We start from the raw sequence: 1,459 nt of genomic DNA on the forward strand, positions 1-1,459 counted from the left end.
TCTGGCGATGCGGGCGCTGGAGCGTGTGGTTGATCTGGGCGGGTCGGGGGATGCCGCTGCATGCGTGGTGGACCTGGAGTGGGAGCGTTTCGCGGCCGGCTTCACGGCCGTACGCCCCACCACACTCTTCGACGAACTTGCGCTCGGGCAACAGCCGTTGGCCAACCCCGGGGCGGCGGACGACCGTCCCGCTGCCGCAGCTGACTCCTCCTCCCTCGCCGAACGGCTGGCCGGACTCGGCGCGGCCGAACGTGAGACGGAACTGCTGGATCTGGTGCGTGCGCAGGTCGCGGCCGTGCTGGGACACAGCGGTGCGGACGCGGTACGTGGTGACCGGGCCTTCCGGGAGCTGGGCTTCGACTCGCTGACCGCGGTCGAGCTGCGCAACCGCCTCGGCGCTGCCACCGGTCTGTCCCTTCCCACCTCCCTGGTCTACGACTACCCCACGGCCTCCGCACTCGCCGGCCACCTGCGCGACGAACTGCTGGGCGGGCTCGTACCCGAGGCGTCGTCCGTCATCAGCTCCGTAACCGGCGCACCCGCGCTTGCCGTTGCCGACGACCCGATCGCGATCGTGTCGATGAGCTGCCGCTTCCCGGGCGGCGTACGGTCACCCGAAGACCTCTGGCAGTTGCTGAGCGACGGGCGGGACGCCACCTCCCGGTTCCCGACCGACCGGGGCTGGGACGTCGAGGCCCTCTACGACCCGGACCCCGGGCAGGCGGGCAAGACGTACACCCGAGAGGGCGCCTTCATCCAGAACGCGGCCGAGTTCGACGCGGCCTTCTTCGGCATCTCGCCGCGTGAGGCGCTGGCGATGGACCCGCAGCAGCGGCTGCTGCTGGAAGTCGCGTGGGAGGCGTTCGAGCGAGCGGGCATCGCTCCGGACGCGCTGCGCGGCAGCCAGGCGGGTGTATTCATCGGGACGAACGGCCAGGACTACCTTTCCCTGCTGATGAAGGCCCCCGAGGGGCTGGAGGGGCACCTTGGCACCGGCAACGCGGCCAGCGTGGTCTCCGGCCGGCTCGCCTACGTCTTCGGTCTCGAAGGCCCGGCCGTCACGGTCGACACGGCCTGCTCGTCCTCCCTCGTCGCCCTCCACTGGGCGGCCCAGGCGCTGCGGAACGGCGAGTGCTCGGTCGCGCTGGTGGGCGGCGTGACGATCATGGCTACGCCCGAGAACTTCGTCGACTTCAGCCGGCAGCGGGGTCTTGCGGCGGACGGCCGGGTGAAGGCGTTCGCTGCGGGTGCGGACGGCACCGGCTGGGGTGAGGGTGTGGGCATGCTGCTCGTGGAGCGGCTGTCGGACGCCCGGCGTCATGGTCATCCCGTGTTGGCGGTGGTGCGCGGCAGCGCGGTCAACCAGGACGGTGCGAGCAATGGTCTTACGGCTCCGAACGGTCCGTCGCAGCAGCGGGTGATCCGGCAGGCGTTGGCGTCCGCGGGGTTGTCGGCGGCG

The 1,459-nt window shown here is 71.4% G+C and carries 1 protein-coding gene; it reads left to right on the forward strand.

The features are described 5' to 3' along the window. Window positions 1-1,459, forward strand: a 1,459-nt coding sequence (locus IE217_RS34320) for a beta-ketoacyl synthase N-terminal-like domain-containing protein (RefSeq protein ID WP_229865864.1), incomplete at both ends; no start/stop codon positions are given.

The organism is Streptomyces naganishii JCM 4654, assembly GCF_014650575.1.
Classification (GTDB): Bacteria; Actinomycetota; Actinomycetes; order Streptomycetales; family Streptomycetaceae; genus Streptomyces; species Streptomyces naganishii.